13 protein-coding genes and 2 pseudogenes are annotated in these 16,963 nt (G+C 65.8%); 8 read left to right on the top strand and 7 right to left on the bottom strand.

Translation table 11 applies throughout. The features are described from left to right. The first annotated feature begins 261 nt into the window (after positions 1–261). Entirely contained in the window at positions 262–1,623 is a 1,362-nt protein-coding gene (locus tag DM816_RS02675) for a GH39 family glycosyl hydrolase (protein WP_162907028.1), read from the top strand. Between the two features lie 201 nt (positions 1,624–1,824). Here the strand turns inward: DM816_RS02675 and DM816_RS02670 are convergent, their stop codons facing one another. Next, entirely contained in the window at positions 1,825–2,853 is a 1,029-nt protein-coding gene (locus DM816_RS02670; RefSeq protein ID WP_117208431.1) for a LacI family DNA-binding transcriptional regulator, read from the bottom strand. 202 nt (positions 2,854–3,055) lie between these two features. Here DM816_RS02670 and DM816_RS02665 point away from each other — a divergent pair, with 202 nt between their 5' ends. The 6 genes from DM816_RS02665 to DM816_RS02640 all read left to right on the top strand — a co-directional run bounded on the left by DM816_RS02665 (position 3,056) and on the right by DM816_RS02640 (position 10,925). Further along, entirely contained in the window at positions 3,056–4,297 is a 1,242-nt protein-coding gene (locus tag DM816_RS02665) for an extracellular solute-binding protein (protein WP_117208430.1), read from the top strand. A gap of 7 nt (positions 4,298–4,304) precedes the next feature. Next, positions 4,305–5,198, top strand: a complete 894-nt coding sequence (locus tag DM816_RS02660; protein ID WP_117208429.1) for a carbohydrate ABC transporter permease — start codon at positions 4,305–4,307, stop codon at positions 5,196–5,198. Next, positions 5,195–6,013: a carbohydrate ABC transporter permease gene (locus tag DM816_RS02655; protein WP_117208428.1), complete on the top strand. Its 819-nt coding sequence runs from the start codon at positions 5,195–5,197 to the stop codon at positions 6,011–6,013. The genes DM816_RS02660 and DM816_RS02655 overlap by 4 nt, the downstream gene beginning before the upstream one ends. 40 nt (positions 6,014–6,053) lie before the next feature. Further along, positions 6,054–7,817 carry an amylo-alpha-1,6-glucosidase gene (locus DM816_RS02650; protein ID WP_117208427.1) on the top strand — a complete coding sequence of 588 codons (1,764 nt, stop codon included), beginning with the start codon at positions 6,054–6,056 and terminating at the stop codon, positions 7,815–7,817. 282 nt (positions 7,818–8,099) lie between these two features. After that, positions 8,100–9,935, top strand: a complete 1,836-nt coding sequence (locus tag DM816_RS02645) for an RICIN domain-containing protein (RefSeq protein ID WP_246001463.1) — start codon at positions 8,100–8,102, stop codon at positions 9,933–9,935. Positions 9,936–10,622: 687 nt separating this feature from the next. Continuing rightward, positions 10,623–10,925 (top strand): MerR family transcriptional regulator, encoded by a 303-nt coding sequence (locus tag DM816_RS02640; protein WP_170318767.1) that lies wholly within the window; start codon positions 10,623–10,625, stop codon positions 10,923–10,925. Positions 10,926–10,993: 68 nt separating this feature from the next. On the opposite strand, the pseudogene DM816_RS02635 reads toward DM816_RS02640, so the two are convergent. The 5 genes and pseudogenes from DM816_RS02635 to DM816_RS02615 all read right to left on the bottom strand — a co-directional run. Further along, positions 10,994–11,682, bottom strand: a pseudogene (locus DM816_RS02635) (flavin reductase family protein). A 78-nt stretch (positions 11,683–11,760) separates the two neighbouring features. After that, the gene (locus DM816_RS02630) at positions 11,761–12,846 is read right to left on the bottom strand and encodes an ABC transporter permease (RefSeq protein ID WP_117208425.1); all 1,086 of its coding nucleotides are present in this window, start codon (positions 12,844–12,846) and stop codon (positions 11,761–11,763) included. Beyond that, complete coding sequence (locus DM816_RS02625) at positions 12,846–13,727, bottom strand: ABC transporter ATP-binding protein (protein WP_117208424.1); 882 nt, start codon at positions 13,725–13,727, stop codon at positions 12,846–12,848. The genes DM816_RS02630 and DM816_RS02625 overlap by 1 nt, the downstream gene beginning before the upstream one ends. 56 nt (positions 13,728–13,783) lie before the next feature. Continuing rightward, on the bottom strand, positions 13,784–14,455 hold the full coding sequence (locus DM816_RS02620) for a response regulator (RefSeq protein WP_117208445.1): 672 nt from the start codon (positions 14,453–14,455) through the stop codon (positions 13,784–13,786). Between the two features lie 8 nt (positions 14,456–14,463). Continuing rightward, a pseudogene (locus DM816_RS02615) lies at positions 14,464–14,703 on the bottom strand (ATP-binding protein); the annotation flags it as partial. A gap of 50 nt (positions 14,704–14,753) precedes the next feature. Here DM816_RS02615 and DM816_RS02610 point away from each other — a divergent pair. Beyond that, positions 14,754–15,062 carry a YdeI/OmpD-associated family protein gene (locus DM816_RS02610; RefSeq protein ID WP_117208422.1) on the top strand — a complete coding sequence of 103 codons (309 nt, stop codon included), beginning with the start codon at positions 14,754–14,756 and terminating at the stop codon, positions 15,060–15,062. Between the two features lie 265 nt (positions 15,063–15,327). Here DM816_RS02610 and DM816_RS02600 read toward each other — a convergent pair whose 3' ends face one another. After that, positions 15,328–16,920 carry an RICIN domain-containing protein gene (locus tag DM816_RS02600; protein ID WP_117208421.1) on the bottom strand — a complete coding sequence of 531 codons (1,593 nt, stop codon included), beginning with the start codon at positions 16,918–16,920 and terminating at the stop codon, positions 15,328–15,330. Positions 16,921–16,963 lie beyond the last annotated feature (43 nt).

Here is a 16,963-nt window from a genome sequence, read left to right as displayed (position 1 = left end):
TACCGCTGGAGCGCCCACGCGTCCGCCGCGCACATGAGACTTTCGGGAAACCTCCCAGTGGACAAGGTATTGGTGGCTGTGAAGCACATTGTCAAGCAGTCTTCGGGCTGTTGACCCGAGGACTGATTGATCTTACGCTTGACGGCGGCGAACCGATTCGACACGTGATTGGCCACCGCCTGGTTCTTACTACGCTGGAACGGCCGCGTCGGTGGCGAGCCCGCAGATCCGTGCCCGTTCCGCGGACCGTCAGGAGCGTTCATGCCCCAACCCGATTCCCGGTCCCTGCCTCCGCCGGTGCTGGCGGCGGTCGACACGGTAACCGTCAACTTCGCGTCCGAGCTGGGTGCGCCGGTCTATCGCGCCTCGGGGATCCTCTACGGAATGACCGAGGACGGCGCTGGACCTGCCGACCACTTCTTCACCGACATCAGGTTCCGTTTCGGACGCGCCGGCGGTGCTCAGCTCGACAACCCCGGAGGCTGGACGGCGGATCGCTACCAGCGGCGCTGGGACTCGACCCTGGCGCAGTACCGGCGCGCGGCTGGCCTTGGTGGGACGTTCATCATCCTGCCGCACGACCTGTGGGGGGCGGACGGGACGACCAGCCCGCGTTTTCCCGGCGACAACGGCGACTGGACCGACTACGACAACTTCCTCGACCGTTTGATCTCCGACGTCCGGGTCTCGGACATGACCCCACAATGGGACCTCTGGAACGAGCCGGACCTCGACTCGTTCTGGCAGCGCAGCCAAGCTCAATACCTTGAGATGTGGCGGCGGACCTATGCCCGCATCCGCCTCGCATTCCCTGACGCGGTCATCGTCGGAGCCAGCACCAGCCGCTCGCCCAGTGCGGAAGACCCATGGTGGAACGGCTATCTCCACTACGTGAAGGCGAACAACGTCGTACCGGACATCGTCAGCTGGCATTCCCTCAACGACGACATCGTCTCCGTCGATCCCACCACTGCCCGGCAGGCGATGGATGCCTTGCTGTCGGGCAAAGGCATAGACGCCCGGCCATACCAGATCAATGAGTACGGCTGGCCGAGTCAGCAGAACCCCGCGAACTCCGGCTGGTACATCTCTCGGCTGGAGCGAAACGACATCGACGGCCTGCGCGCCAACTGGGCATCAGGATCGGACCTGCACAACGACATGGCCGCCATGCTGGCCCGTGAAGGCGGCCGGCACGTCGCGCTGGCGGACTGGTTCCTCTACCGCCACTACGCGGCGATGAGCGGCACCCGGGTGTCCGTCACGCCGGGCAACGCGGCCGATGGTTACGCCACCAAGGACGACGGCGTTGCCCACGTGCTGCTTGGAAACCGAGGCGTCACCGGCGACGTGACCGTCAGCTTGACCGGGCTCACCACCACACCGGTGGAGCAAAGCGGCCGTGTCCGGGCCGTTCTCTACCGCTTTCCCTACAACAACAAGGCGGCTATCCGGGGCCCGATCACGGTTTCCGACCAGGTGCTGCCAGTCAGCGGTGGTACCGCATCGGTGACCGTGCCGTGGACAGACCCCCACGACGGCTACGCGGTCACACTGCTACCACCCGACAAGCGCAAGTCGGCCGCCGGTGGCCTGTGGCCCAACACACCGGGCACTGCCTGAATGACGACGACCTGGGCTCAATGCGGGGCATGGCTGTCCGGCCTGGGACTGTAAAACCAACGGCTCCGGCTCCAATCCGGTGTAACCGATTGCGGCGGTGGCGAGCCGCCAAGGGTGATGCTCACATCGCGGTGTCCACCATGGCCAGTGGCGTATCAGCAGGAGGAGCGATCGAATCCACAGCCGGGTGAGGACCCGCATTCACCCATCGTGCCGTGTCATGCGTGGGGCCGGGCCGGTGCTGGAACGCAGTGCTATCGGCGGAGCCAGCAGGATGTGCCGTGGTGGCGTGCCCGGCGTCGCGATCTGTTCTTGGAGTAGCTCGACCGCGCGGGCGCCGATCTCATGCGCCGGCACGTCGGCCGCCGTCAACGGAGGGCGGAAGTATTCGGCCCAGTGCTGCGCGACAACACCGGTGATGGAGAAGTCGCGTGGCACGGTCATCCCATGCCGGGCCAGTGCCCGCTCGATCCCCGGCAGGGCCGCCTCGTTGATCGTGGCGATAGCGGTGACCTCCGGATGCCGGGCGCGAAGTTCATCGAAGCGCGCCTCTCCGGCGACGCGATCGTCGGCGCAACACACATCGACGCCGGTTAGGTTGCGCCGCTCGACCGCCTCCAGGAATCCGGCCAGAGCGCGGTGTCCCGGGCCGTATCCCGACGCGACCAGCTCTTCAGACCGGTTGATGAGCGCGATGTGGGTGTGCCCGAGGTCGGCAAGGTGGTCGACGCACCGGGTGATGAGGTTGCCGTAGTCCACATCGATCCACGACATGCTGTCAGGGTCCGCCGTGCGTCCAATCCCGACAAAGGGCAGCGCGGTCTGCCGCAAGCGCTCCACTCTGGCGTCTTCGAGCCTGATCTCCATGACGATCACGCCGTCGACCCGGCGCCCGGTCACCAGCCGCTCGAAGGACCGGTCGTGGTCACCGCCGCTGGGTGACAACAGCACATCGAGGTCGATCTGCGCGGCCGCCTCAACGACGCTGGCGACGAAGTCGAGCTGCATGTCGGTCAGCCGCTGGCTCGCCGGCGGGATGACCAGGCCCAGGGTCCGCGTGCGACCTTCTTTCAGCGCACGGGCGGCGGCATTGGGCCGGTATCCCGCTTCGGCGATCACCTTTTCGATGCGCCGCCGGGTCGACTCGGAAACGGCCCGCTTCCCGCTGAGGGCGTAAGAGACGGTGCTGCGCGAGACGCCGGCCCTGCGCGCGATCTCACCGATGTCCATGTGCCTCCGATACCTGGATCACGAATCGATTCGAGCCTTCCGTCTGAGCCAGCATACCTCAACCGTGCCGAAGCAAGTATTGACCGGTAGCCGACCCGGGCCTATTGTCGGTCGAACCGATTCGCGAATCGGTTCGACACGTGAGGCAAAGCATGAGGCAAATCTTCCGCCAATCTGTCCCGCACACGAAGGATGAGCAACGATGCGATCGTCCCTCACCAGGCTAAGCCTGATCTCACTGGCCGCCGCGGTGTTCGCCGGCGGCATGGCCGGATGCACGGCACAGGGCACCGGGAACGACTCACCGACCAACTACGCGATCTGGGATCCATATCCGCAGTTCGACGCCGGCTCGGCCTGGGTGGCGCTGCTGCAAAAGTGCGGCAAGGACGCCGGTGTGACAGTCACCCGGACAGGCTATGACACCACGGATTTGACCAACAAGGTACTGCTCGCGGCGCAGCAGGCAGTGGCACCGGACGTGCTCATCGTGGACAACCCTGTGATCTCGACCCTGGCCGAGGCGGGTGTGCTGACCGCGACGAGCGAGACCAAGATCGATACGGCCGCGGTGGAGCAAAACCTGCTTGACGCCGGCCAGATCGGTGGCAAGACCTACGGGGTTCCCATCGGCGCCAACACCCTGGCGCTGTACTACAACAAGAAGGTCTTGGCGGCCGCCGGCGTCGATATCGCGACCGTCAAGGACTGGGCGTCGCTGAATGCGGCGCTGGCCAAGGTGAAGGCGGCCGGGAAGAAGGGCATCACCTTCTCGGCGATCGGCACCGAGGAGGGCAGTTTCCAGTTCCTGCCGTGGTTCTGGGGTTCCGGCGCGAACCTGACCCAGTTGGACTCACCGGCCGCGGTGTCGGCGCTCTCCCTGTGGACCGACTGGCTCAAACAGGGGTACGCGCCCAACTCGGTCATCCAGAACACGCAAACCACGAGCTGGCAGGAGTTCGCCACCGGTGAGTACGCCTTCGCCGAGAACGGCACCTGGCAACTGGCCAACGCGAAGAAGACGGGTTTCGAGTACGGCATCATCCCGGTCCCCGCGATCAATGGCGGTACCGCTCCGGCGCCGACGGGTGGCGAATTCGTCAGCGTGCCGGTGCAGAAGGACACGGCGCGCTACAGCGTGTCGCAGAAACTGGTGTCCTGCATCGCTTCTTCCGAAAACTCGCTGGCGACGACCACGACGCTGTCGTACATAGCGCCGACCAAGCAGGTACAGGCCAAGCAGGTCACCGCGAATCCCGAACTGAAGGTATGGGTGGACGCGGTGGCCGCCGCCAAGGGGCGGACCGGTGACAACCTGGGCACCAAGTACCCGAAGATCTCGCAACAGCTATGGACGGCGGTACAGGCGGCGTTGAGCGGATCCCAGCCACCGCAAGCCGCATTGGCCGCCGCACAGAAAGCGGCCGCGGCCGCCACCAAGTAACGTCGCGATGAATGTCCAATCACGAGTGAAGTCGCAGTGGGCCGCATGGGGGTTTCTCGCCCCCATCGCGGTCTACTTGGTGGCCTTCTACGCGTACCCGCTGTACCGCAATGTCGACCTGAGCCTGCGCGAGTACACGGTCCGGTCGTTCGTCATGGGCGACGCGCCATTCATCGGCGCCGAAAACTATCGAGCGGTGCTGGCCGACCCCACATTTGTGCCGGCACTCACCCACACATTGGCATTCACGGCGCTCTCACTGCTGTTCCAGTTCACCGTCGGTCTGGCGCTGGCGCTGTTCTTCAACCAGCATTTCCGGCTCTCGCATACCCTGCGGGCGCTATTCCTGGTGCCGTGGCTGCTGCCGCTGATCGTCTCGGCGTCGACGTGGTCGTGGATGCTCAACAGCGAGTCCGGAATCGTCAACACCGCTCTCGGCATTGTCGGGGTGGGGCAGGTCAACTGGCTCACCTCGCCGGAATGGTCGCTCGTTTCGGTGACGATTGCCAATATCTGGATCGGCATTCCGTTCAACCTCGTCGTGCTCTACAGCGGACTGCAAACCATTCCGGACCACATCCACGAGGCCGCGGCCCTGGACGGCGCCGGCGGCTGGCAACACTTCTGGCACGTGACGTTGCCCCTGTTGCGACCGGTCTCGGCGATCACGCTGCTGCTCGGTTTGGTGTACACGCTGAAGGTCTTCGACATCATCTGGATCATGACCCGGGGTGGGCCGGTCGACTCGTCCACGACGCTTGCCATCTGGTCGTACCGGCTCGGCTTCGGTAACCCGTTGCCGCAGTTCGGCCCCGGAGCCGCGGTCGGCAACCTGTTGATCATCATGGCGCTCTTCTTCGGGCTGATCTACATCCGGGTACAGCGGAGGCAGCAGGCATGACCGCGAAGCGAACCTGGTGGAAGACCCTGATCGGGCTGATCGTGACCGCGGTCATGCTGTTCCCCGTCTACTGGATGGTCAACGTTTCCTTCACCCGGCCCGAGAACATGCGCAAGCAGCCGCCCGGCCTCTTCCCGTTGGACGGCACCCTGGATGGGTACCGCGCCGTGCTGGACCAGCAGCTGCCGTATCTGGCGACCAGCCTCGTCGTCGGACTGGGCACCGTCGCGCTGACCCTCGTGATCGCCGCTCCGGCGGGGTACGCGCTGGCGAAGCTGCAACCGAAAGGCGGTGCGGCGCTGAGCTTTCTGTTGCTCATCGCCCAGATGATCCCCGCCATCATCATGGCGATGGGCTACTACGCGGCGCTGCTCAACCTCGGCATGCTCAACACCCTCCCCGGGCTGATCGTCGCTGACACCACCATCGCAGTCCCGTTTGGAGTACTCATCTACACCGCCTTCATGAGTGGTATACCGAATGAATTGCTTCAGGCGGCGATCGCGGACGGCGCGGGCCGCCTGCGTACGTTCGTCTCGGTGGTGCTGCCGATCAGTCGCAACGCGACAGTGACGGTGGCGCTGTTCACCTTCCTGTGGGCGTGGTCGGATTTCATCTTTGCGAGCACGCTCGACAGCGGCGGTGCGCTGCGGCCGATCACGCTGGGCATCTATCACTACATCGGCAACAACAACCAGGAATGGAACGCCGTCATGGCCACCGCGGTCGTGGCGTCCATCCCCGCCACCGCACTGCTCATCATCGCCCAGCGCTTCGTCGCGGCGGGCGTCACCGCAGGCGCGGTCAAGGACTGAATCCCATAATCTCCAGGTACCAAGGAAGCCAACGATTTTGATGAACGCTGCCAGCGCAGGACCGGAGTTTTCCCTCCAGGAGATCCCATTCAGCCACCACGGCTCCTGGTTCAACTTCTCTCCCGTTATCGGCGAAAAGAAGTTCGCGGAGGACATCCACCTCGTCTCACATCAGAACGGCCTGCATCCGGTGCTGCGCCTGGTGCCCGCGGCGCGTACCGCTGTCACGGCGACCCCGGCACGGCTTCTGTGGCGTGGCGACGGTCGCGGCACCATCGAGCTGGCGTACGAGACGACGGATACGGTCCGGGTACGCGGAGTCGGCCTGGCCATGCGGATCGCCGCCGCCGAGCTCACATTGACACCGTTCAGCGGGCCGTATCTGTTTCGCGATCCCGTTGACGGGGCGCACATCTACACGCTTTACGAGACGGGCCGCCGGTACCGGATCACCGTCCTGTCTGGAGCGCCGGCCGAGGCGACCGGAGTCCAGCAGCTTGGCACGGCCCGGCGAGAGCTGGCGATCGGCCGTGACAGTGGCACGTGGGAGATCGCCATCGAGGAGTTCGCGACCGCGCGTGCGCCTTACCGGTACCAGAAAAATTTTGAAGAGGTCATTGCCCACGCACAGGCCGCTTTTGATAATTTCGTCGACGCGGTGGCGCCGTGGCGGGACGAGCACACACCAGCCGCCGAATTGGCCGCCTATGTGCTGTGGTCGGCGACCGTGCGGCCCGCCGGCTTCATCACCCGGCCGGCCGTTCTCATGTCCAAGCACTGGATGAACAAGGTGTGGAGCTGGGACCACTGCTTCAACGCCCTCGCCCTGGCCGACGGCGCCCCTGATTTGGCTTGGGACCAGTATCGGCTGGTCTTCGAGCACCAGGATCCCGCAGGGGCGTTGCCTGACTCCATCACCCACTCCGAGGTTCTCTACAACTTCGTCAAGCCGCCGATCCACGGCTGGGCACTGCGCGAGCTGCGCCAGCGCATCCCGAGCCTTCCGGATACCGAAATCGTTGCGGCGTACCGAAATCTGGCCGCATGGACCGGCTTCTGGCTCACCGAACGGCGGGTGCCGGGCAGCGCTTTGGCGCACTATCAGCACGGTAACGACAGCGGATGGGACAACGCGACCACTTTCGACACCGAGCGCGTGATCCAGACCCCGGACCTGGCTGCGTTCCTTGTCCTGCAGATGGTTGAACTGGCGGATCTGGCCCGGCGGCTCGGCGACCCGCAAGCCGCGGAAGGCTGGGCCCGGCAGGCCGGCGAACTGCGCACGGCACTGCTGGAGCAGCTGTGGATCGGCGACGGCTTCGTCGCGCGCTCCCCGGTGTCGGGTGATACCTGGTCCACCTCCAGCCTGCTGCATCTCATGCCGATCGTGCTCGGCGAGCAACTGCCAACCGAAATCAGTGGCGCCTTGGCCGCCCGCATTCGCCGGCATCTGACGCCACACGGCCTCGCCACCGAGCTGCCAACCTCTACGCACTACACGGCCGACGGGTACTGGCGCGGACCCATCTGGGCGCCGGCCACCGTACTGATCGAGGATGGTTTGCGCCGTGCCGGTCACGTCGAGCTCGCCAATGAGGTCAGCCAACGCTTCCGCGCGTTGTGCGAAAGGTCCGGCTTCGCGGAGAACTTCGACGCGTTGACCGGCATGGGCCTGCGCGACCGCGCCTACACCTGGACGGCCAGCGGCTATCTGCACCTCGCAGCGGCCGAACAGCGCCGCCGGGCGCAGATTCCCGTGGGCGATCGCGCACAGCAGGGGACCGCCGACGCCGCGGCGCGCTGACCCAAAACACGGCGCAAAGAGCGGGTCGTGGCGAACCGTCGGTAGCGAATCGATTCCGCTGCCAGGGCCGCCTGCTGTTCGCCGACACAAGATTGACATCTATCAGAATCAAATTTACGCTGTGCGAAACGATTCGACAGCGGAGCCGGGAGCGGCCGGGCACACCCCCAGCCGTAGGTGCCGATCCTGGCCGGTACACCCCGGTGTGACCGCTGATTCATAAGACGGTGAAGCGATCCCGGGCCCGCATCGCCGCGCGTACGCCCTCGAAAGGAGTCCACATTGGATCCGGCATCGAACATCCAGCACCGGCGAGAAAGGCTGCCGATCGCGCTGGCCTCAGTCGCCGCCCTGGTGGCCGCGTTCCTTCTCGCGCCGGCCCCGGCGGCGCAAGCCGCCGATGAGTCGATCAGCGTCAACTTCTCGGTCGCGGGAGGCTCTCCCACCTACCGTGCCTCCGGTTGGATCTACGGCATGACCGAGGACGGCTCGGGGCCGGCCGACCACTTCTTCACCGACGTGAAGTTCCGTTACATGCGCGCCGGCGGCGCTCAGCTGGACAGTCCGGGCGGCTGGGTGTCAGGCCGATACGACCGACGCTGGAACTCCACCCGTGCCCAGCTACTTCGCACCCGAGCGCTGGGCGGCGAGTTCATCATCCTGCCGCACGACCTGTGGGGAGCCGACGGTTACCCGATCTCCCGCTTCCCGGGCGACAACGGCAACTGGACCGACTACGACAACTTCCTCACCCGGCTCTTCAACGACGTCCGCGCGACCGGGGCGCCGGTCCAGTGGGACATCTGGAACGAGCCCAACATCACCCCGTTCTGGAACCGGTCACAGTCGCAGTACTTCGAGCTGTGGCGGCGCACATACCAGCGCATCCGCGCCGAGTTCCCGAGCCACCTGATCGTCGGGCCGAGTTGTGCCTGCGTACCCTCGACTAGCGGCTGGTGGCCCCAGTACCTCGATTTCATCAAATCGACCAACACGATTCCCGACATCATCAGCTGGCACAGCCTGCCCGGCGACCCGGTCGCCAATGTCGCGACCGCCAACACGACGCTCAACTCGCGCGGTATCCCCCACCCGCGCCCGTACCAGATCAACGAATATGGCGCGAGCAACGAGCAGAACCCCGGCGACGGCTCGTGGTACATCGCCCGGCTGGAACGGGCCGGCGCCGACGGGTTGCGCGCCAACTGGGCCAGTGCCGGCAATCTCCACAACGACCTGGGCAACCTGCTCACGCGCGTGTCCGGCCAGCACCAACCCAAGGGCGAATGGTGGGTCTACCACTTCTACGGCTCACAGACCGGCGCCATCGCGCAGGTCACGCCGAGCGCCAACTACGACGCGTTCGCCACGAAGGACTCCGGCAATGCCAAAATCCTGGTGGGAGGCGGCCGTACCACCGGAAACATCGCCGTCAACCTGCAACGCCTGGACACCACCAGCGGCATCGTCGTGAACAACCAGGTGCGAGTGGTCGCACAGCGCATCCCCCACAACGGCGGCGGCGCGGTGAGCGGACCTGTGACCATTCAGGACACGGTCGTGACGCTGTCCAACAACGCCGCGACGGTCAACCTGCCGCACTCCAACATCGACGACTCCTTCACCATCACCCTGCTCCCGCCGTCGGGTGGTGGCGGCGGCTTCGCGTCCGCCGCGATCGCGCAGCACTCCCAGCTGTGCCTGCACAACCCGAACGCGAGCACCGCCGACGGAACCCAGCAGCAGCAGAACACCTGCAATGGCGGCAACCAGCAGCTGTGGGACTTCCGTCCGGTCGCCGGAGTCGCCGACGCCTACACCGCCGTCAACCGGCAAAGCGGTAAATGCTTGGACGTCAACGGCGCATCCACCGCCGACGGCGCCGCGATCATCCAATGGAGTTGCCATGGGGGTACCAATCAGCAGCTCACCCTCCGGAAGGTGACGTACGCCGGCAACGACCCGCGCGACTATCAGCTCGTCGTCCGGCACAGCGGCAAGTGCGTGGATGTCAACGCCATATCCACCGCACCGGGGGCGCTGGTCCACCAGTGGACCTGCCGTCCGGTCACCCAAAGCAGCCCACTGAACCAGACCTGGCGGCTGTCGGGCCGCTAGGCGGCAAGCGATCTGTGGTGGTGTCGAAGATCCTCGCACCACCACAGATCGCCGGCGACCGGCGCGACGCGGCCTTGCGAGGCTGGACACGGCAGTCCAACAAATCTATGACGAACGTGCTAGACATTCTCGGCAGCATCGGCTAATGTTCCTGGTGTTGAGCAATGAGATCGGCAACAGACGCTGACGAGCGCCCCCGCCAGTGGGGCGCATGAGCAAGACAAGGCCCGGGTGCTCTGTCAGGGCCCGGTGGGCAAGTTGAGTCGGCACGGCGTTTCAGTGCCGACCGCAAGGCAAGGGGTCCGCTGGACGTGGATGGGCCGGAAAGCAAGTGGTGGGGCCCATGCCACCGGCGGACAGTAAGACCGGTAACGCTGAAAGGTAAGTGAAGACAGAGGAAAGGGAGGGTCGGACACCGTTTGATCGCCCGCTCGGCTGGTGTGGTTAAAGGCTTGAGCGGACACCGCAGGTTCCATCGTTACGAAAGGTGGTCTCCGGTCACGAATATGCGATCTTCGCGCTACCGCATCCGTCACTGCGACGGCGGTCGCGAAACTACACAACCGGTGTTCTCACCGGTCATGGTGTGATGACCTACAACCCTTGGGCCCCGGTGCTGATTCAAGCACCGGGGCCCTCGATGACATCCACAGCCCACATGGACGGAGTTGCACTTGGAAGGTGACGATGGGCCAAACCGACGACAGGTTTGATGACGATGACTACCCGGCTTACACCATGGGCGCGGCGGCCGAGATGATCGGCGTTACCCCCGACTTCCTGCGCCGGCTCGACCAGGCCAAGCTGTTCACCCCGCTACGCTCGCCTGGTGGGCACCGCCGCTACTCGCGCTACCAGCTTCGCCTGGCCGCCCGAGCCCGTGAACTGGTAGACCAGGGCACCCCGTTGGAGGCCGCCTGCCGGATCATCGTCCTGGAAGACCAGCTCGAAGAAGCGTTGCGCCACAACGAGCAGCACCGCTCCGGCTGACCGCAAACTGACCCGGCGGCGATGTGGCGGGTGCCATAACGCGGGCGCGGCTTTGCGTCAGTGCGTGGTCATGCGGCCAACACCTCACCGCGGGTGTCGGAAAGATGCGGTGTCTCCGATCGGAAGTTGTGGCCCAACTGCCGACCCAGCCCAAAGTAGTGGCGGAAGTTGTAAATCAGCGGACCCCATTGCTGTGGGTCAATGTAGTCGGTGCCGGGCCGACGATGCCCGGATCGGCATGCACGGTCACCACGCCCACTTGCACGATGACAAACTCACCGCTTGCGTCGAGTGCCATGTGCTCGACGCGGGCCTCCAGTTGCAGGGGACACTCGGCAACGCGCGGGGGCCGTACCCGCAGCGACTCCACCGCGGTCAGCCCGGCTGCGCCGAACTTGTCACGCTCGTGCCGGTACGCCGGGCGTTTGTGTTCTGGTACCGGGTCGGAACCGGTCAGATCGGCGATAGCCTCGACGGCCGGCCAGAGCCGTGGGTCAGGAAGATTGATCACAAGTTCGGGTCGTTTGCGCAAGTTGTTTGCGGTGTGCCCTTCCGGGCCCAAGCCCAGGACAACGGTTTGACCCAGCGCCCAGGCGGAGGACATTGGTGCGAGGTTGGCGCTGGCGTCGTCGTTCTCGGTGGACAGCAGAACGACGGGGGTGCCGAAGTAGAGGATCTTCGGATTGATGATCATGTTAGTGACGCTAACCGGGCGATAGTTCGGTGAACGCCGAAAAGTGGATGGGTCCCGGCGCATGCCGACGATCGCCGAACTCCCGGTCTGGCTGAAGCCGGCCAAGCGCCGCGACGCGATCCTCAAACTGTTCGTGCGTTCTCAGGCCAGTGGGGTTTCGGCTCCGGTCCAGGCACGGCGCAGGCGGACACGGGCGCCGGTTTGCAGCAGTGATCCGGTGTAGAGCCGCGTGGCCACCATCACCGTGGCGGTCAATGTGGCGGCGAGGATGGCCAGGGATACGAACGGTTCCCATAGTTGGGGCTCGCCGGCGAACATGCGCACCGGCATCGCCACCGCGGAGGAGAACGGCATGTACGACAGGATGGTCATAACCAGGTCGTTCTCCTGGAAGAAGGTCACCCCGAGGTAGGGGACCATGACGAGGATCGTGATCACTGTTGAGCTCGAGGTGAGGTCCTCCGCCCGGCTGACCAATGCGCCGGCGACCGCCCACATGGAGGCCAGCAGCACGTACCCGAGCATGAAGAACGGCACGAACCAGCCCAGTGCGGGGCCGATCAGGGTCAGTAGGATGCCCAGGTCACCCACGCGCAGCGCGATGGGTGTGAGCAGGGCCAGCACTCCGACCTGTCCGAACACCAGCAGGCAGTAGGCGGCGATTTTTCCGGTCAGCAGGGCGCGGACCGGGACCGTGGCGACGAGGATTTCCACGATCCGGGTTTGCTTCTCTGTCATCACGCTTTGGGCGATGGCGACGCCGGATATCGCGAAGATGAAGAATATCAACGCGAAACCGAACGAGGCCAGGTAGAGGACCTGGTCGCTGACGGCGTCGGGGGCCAGCAGATCCACCGGCGGGGCCGCCGCGAGGGCGGCCATGACTTGGTACGGAGTCTGCGTCATCGCGATGATCCGCAGCCCGGTGGTGGATGCCGGGTCGTCTACCACCGCCGCGTCCACCTCACCGTCGCGGACCAGCGTTTGCGCCTGTGCAACGTCGGTGGCCGGGCGGGGTTGCAGGTCGGTGGCGGCCACGGTCCGTTCCGCTTGCCGGCCGACGACGGCCACTGTCGGTGCCGGATCGTCGCCGGCCAGGCCCGGTACGATCGCCGCTGCGAAGAGCCCGACCACGAAGAATCCGAAGGTGATCCACAGGCCCTTACCCCGTACCTGGACAAGGATTTCCCGATGCGCGACCAGGCGGGTCGCTTGCCAGAACGACATCAGATGACCTCCCGGAAGATCTCAGCCAAGGACGGGACGACGGCGCCGAAGGTACGGACCGGGCCGCGCTGGACCGCCTGTTGAAGCACACGTTGGGCCTGTTCGGTCTCTGCCACGTCGAACACGACCCGAGCACCGTCGAGTTCGGCCACCTTCACGCCGGGCACGTCGCGGACCCAGCCGGCGTCTCCGTCCACCACGAGTTCGAAGCGGGGTGTGGAAAACCGGGCCTGCAGCGACTTTCGGTCGCCGCTGGCGGCGGTGACACCGCCAGAGATGATCACGAGATCGTCGCAGAGCCGTTCGACAAGCTCCAGTTGGTGGCTGGAGAACAGCACCGGCACGCCCCGGGCGGCCTGCGCCCGCAGGACGCCGAGCACCGTCTCGATTGCCAGCGGGTCGAGACCCGAGAAGGGTTCGTCGAGGATCAGCAGGTCCGGCTCGTGGACGAGCGCCGCGCAGACCTGCACCCGCTGCTGGTTGCCCAGAGACAGGCGTTCGACGGGATCGTCGGCCCGGCCGGTCAACTCAAGGCGGTCCAGCAGGGCGGCGGTGTTGCGCCGTGCGGTCGCGTGATCCAGCCCGTGCAACCGGCCGAGATAGATGACCTGTTCGGCGACCTTCATCTTCGGGTACAGGCCGCGTTCCTCGGGCATGTAGCCGAAACGCTGGCGTACCTGCTGGGTAACCGGCCCGCCCTGCCAGGTGACCGTCCCCTCGTCGGCGGCGAGCACGCCCAGGATGATCCTCATGGTGGTGGTCTTGCCGGAACCGTTGGCGCCCACGAACCCTGTGATGCGTCCCGCGGCCGCGTCGAACGACACGGCGTCGAGCACCTTGGTGCCTTGGAAGCTGCGGCTGATCGACCGTACCTGCAACATGCCGCAAGGCTAGGCAGACGGCCGCGTGCCCGGCGTCCGGCGCGGGAACGATCGGTTCATCCTCCGCGTGAAGGAGGCGCGACGACGCCGTTTTCGTATGCGTACACGACGGCCTGGGTCCGGTCGCGCAGCCCCAGTTTCGCCAGCACCCGGGACACATGGGTCTTGACGGTGGTTTCGCCGACATGGAGCTGTTCGGCGATCTCGGCATTGGTCGCCCCTCTTGCCAGCGCGACAAGGACCTCATATTCGCGCTCGGTCAGCTCTGTGGGCCGGTGTGGCCGGGGGAGCGGCTGGGGAGCGCTGAACCGTTCGATGACCCGCCGGGTGACCTCAGGTGAGAGCAGCGCGTCCCCGCGCGCCACCACGCGTACCGCGTCGATCAGGTCCTCCGGGCGAGCGTTCTTGAGCAGAAACCCGCTGGCCCCGGCCTTCAACGCCTCGAAGAGGTAGTCGTCGCGATCAAAGGTCGTCAGGATCACCACCCTGACCGGCCAGTCAGAATCCGGGGCGCGGGCGAGGATCCGCCGGGTGGCGTCCAGACCGTCCACATCGGGCATTTGCACGTCCATCAGCACCACATCAGGGCGCAGCGCCGCCACCAGGTCGATCGCCTCGGCGCCGTTGCGGGCCTCGCCGACCACGTCGATGCCGTCCTCGCTCCCGAGGATGACACGGAACCCGGCGCGGACCAGGTCCTGATCGTCCACCAGGACGACCCTGATCATCTCGCCGCTCAAGAGGAGACCGCCGCAGCCGGCCGTTCCGTGAGCGGGAAACGTGCCCGCACCTGAAATCCACCGTCACGGCGGGGTCCGGCGTGGAGGTCGCCGGCGTGCACGGCCACGCGCTCGCGCATCCCGACCAGCCCCAGACCCGCCCCGGGCGCCGAGCCTGCGCCGCGACCGTCGTCGTTGATCTCCACTTCCAGGCTGTGTTCCAGATAGCGGATCCGCACCTCGGCCGTGCTCGCCGAGCACCTCGCTGTAGGCGGCTGGTGGGCGGTCGTGGCGTAAAGTCAGGCGCATGGTTCAGGAGGAAGTCTCCGGCGGTGTGGTACACGACGTGCCGGACGATTTGCGGGGAGTCCTCGCCTCTGACCCGAAGGCACTGGCGGCGTGGGAAGACCTTACGCCGCTGGCGCGCAATGAATGGATCTGCTGGACCATCAGCGTGAAAAAGCCGGAGACAAGAAGAGAGCACGTCGAACGGGTGTCCGCGGAGCTGAAGGAAGGCAAGCGCCGACCATGTTGCTGGATCGGCTGCATTCACCGCACGGATAAGCCCATCAGCCCCTCGGTGCAATATGTGCTCAGCAGAAAATCGAGGAAATGATGCCGCCGAGGCTACTCGGCGGCTGATTTGTTCAGCTCCACGGCTTCGCGGACAAGCCTCTTCAGCCCCGGCCCGTCGATAGCGTCACCCTCATGGAAGTCGATGGCGCGATCCGTTTTTGCTGTTGAGCCGGGAATTGAACATCTTCTCTCCCCTCCAGGTCTCTTTTCCAACCGCGAGGCGAGGGAAACGCGTGCAACAGTGACAGGAAGGGCCGGGCGCGCCATCCTCGCGATGGCGCGCCCGGATTCTGGACTGATTGCGGTCAGGCGATGCGGTTGCTCGTCCAGCGCTGGGTCGGCTCGCTTGTGGAGCACGCGGCGAGCACGAGCCTCGTCCCGCCGCCGGTGCCGGCCCCCGCGGCCTGGACGCACAGGTTCGCGGCGATGGAGCGAATCTGGTACGTCACACCGGAGATGGTGCTGAAGGCCCACTGCTGCGCGGCCGCACCCGTGCACGGCGACTGCACCACGTCGGTGCCTGGGGCCGTGCCGCCGTTCAGCGGTGTCAGGCACTTGAGGCTGTGCTGGCTGCGGATCGTGTAGCCGCTGCCCGACGTCGTGAGCCTCCACTGCTGGTTGTGCAGGCCGTTGGCGGGCCATTGCACGATGTTGGCGTTGTCGTTCTCGCTGAACGAATACAGGTCCATCGCCAGCTTCGGTCCGGACGGGTCGGTCACGTCGTTGGTGAGCATCAGCACGGCGCCGTTCTCCGCCTGTCCTGCCGGAGCCGTGCTGCTGTTGGTCGTGACGGTCAGCGGCTGCGACACCGGTGAGGTCCGGACGGTCCCGTTGACGGTGATGCGATGGCGGACGGTGTACGTGGCCGAGGTGTTCGTGGTCAGGCCGGTCAGGCGCACGGTTGTCTGCCAACCGGGCACCGTCGCGACAACGGTGCCGTTGCGCAGCAACTGGTAGTCCATGGTGTACCCACCGCCGATCGGCAGCATGCTCGGAAGGAAGCTGAACGCGATCGAGGTGCCCTCGACATCGGTGGCGCGCAGAACCTGCGGCGCGAGCGGCGGGATCGTCGTCAACGGCGACACGCTGGAACCGGCCTGCAGGTAGAGGCTGTGCAGTGCGGCGTTGAAGTGCGTGGGCAGATACGACCCTTGCGGGTTGACGGCGAAGTAGTCGTCGCGGCCGCAGTCGAGCATGCGCACCGCCAGAGGATCGGGACACGCCACGGTGGCCGTGTCCTGGCAGAGCGTCTCGTTGCCGTCGTTGCAGTGGCTGCCGTCGACCCAGTGCGGCGCCCCCGGCAGCACGCCACCGAGCGCGTGCGCGAGCTCGTGCGTCACCGTGTGCCCGGTGAAGCATGACGGCTGGAAGGTGATCCACCACGTCTTGCTGTTGTGCAGATTGGACGTGCTCGGTGTGCTGTCGTTGTTGACGCCGTCGTTAACGGTGCCCGCGCAGCTGAGGCGATGGTTCTCCGACAGGATCACGTATGTGCGCCCGGGGAGGTTGTAGCCCATGGCCTTCAGCGTGTCGAGAAACCCGCCGCCGTTGGTGGACCCGGCCGGCACCTGCACGGAGTTGATGACGAGCTGGCATCCGGTGGAGGTGGTCAGGTACTTCAGCCAGCGCTGCGCGCCGTCGCGCCGGGCGCTGTCGTTGATGTTCTGCTGCGCGACCCAGGCCGCCGCGCGCATCACCGGCTCCCGCTCCGCTAGGCGGCTCGTGCCGGGTTCGTACGTGTAGAGCACCTGTACGCGGTTGCCGCTCGTTCCGTTGTCGACACACTGCAGCGGCGGTGGACTCGCCGTGCCGCCCGGCACGGCTGTGGCCTGCGTTGCCGGTAAGCCCAGCAACGCCGCCGTGAGCGCGACAGCGATCGCGCCGTGTGTGATCCGCATTGGGTTCCTCCCAGGTCCGGTTGGACGGCGTCTGCCACCCGCA

Source organism: Allorhizocola rhizosphaerae, from assembly GCF_003426775.1.
Lineage (GTDB): Bacteria > Actinomycetota > Actinomycetes > Mycobacteriales > Micromonosporaceae > Allorhizocola > Allorhizocola rhizosphaerae.
Note: the sequence above shows the minus strand (reverse complement) of the source record. Positions and strands in the feature narration are given on the sequence as shown.